Source organism: Peribacillus sp. P4_C12 (assembly GCF_056402095.1).
This window is the reverse complement of sequence record NZ_JBFUIB010001073.1, coordinates 1-734: the sequence shown is the minus strand read 5'-3', so window position 1 is coordinate 734 and position 734 is coordinate 1. Positions and strand designations below refer to the sequence as shown.

Here is a 734-nt window from a genome sequence, read left to right as displayed (position 1 = left end):
GATGTGAAGGCTGTATCCTTCGTTGGTTCTCAACCTGTGGCTGAGTATATATACAAAACTGCAGCAGCTAACGGCAAACGTGTACAAGCTCTTGCAGGGGCAAAAAATCATTCGATCGTATTAAAAGATGCGGACCTTAGTTCTGCAGCGAAAGAAATTACAAATGCTGCCTTCGGTTCAGCCGGTGAACGATGCATGGCGGCGGCTGTTGTTGTCGTGGAAGAAGACGTTGCAGATGAGCTCGTTAAAAGACTGCTTCAAGCGGCTAATGTTATTACTATTGGCAATGGTCTGGAAGAAGGTGTTTTCCTTGGTCCCGTTATTCGTGAAGGACATAAAGAGCGGACACTCGGCTACATTCAATCCGGTGTAGAGCAGGGAGCGACACTTATTCGTGACGGACGTGAAGACGATGCAGCAAACGGCCAAGGTTATTTTGTTGGCCCAACGATTTTTGACAATGTGACACAGGAAATGAAAATCTGGCAGGATGAAATCTTCGCACCGGTTCTTTCTGTTGTACGCGTAAAAGACTTGACAGAAGCGATTAATGTTGCTAATGCATCGCCATTCGCAAATGGTGCATGCCTGTACACCAATAGCGCTAAAGCCATTCGTGAATTCCGTGAAGAAATTGATGCAGGTATGCTTGGGGTCAATCTTGGAGTACCTGCACCAATGGCATTCTTCCCATTCTCAGGTTATAAGAAATCCTTCTATGGCGATCTCCATGC

1 protein-coding gene is annotated in these 734 nt (G+C 46.2%); it reads left to right on the top strand.

Annotated elements, in window-relative coordinates; genetic code table 11:
* The coding region (locus AC1DUW_RS31395) for an aldehyde dehydrogenase family protein (RefSeq protein ID WP_477644517.1) at positions 1-734 on the top strand (734 nt) is incomplete at both ends.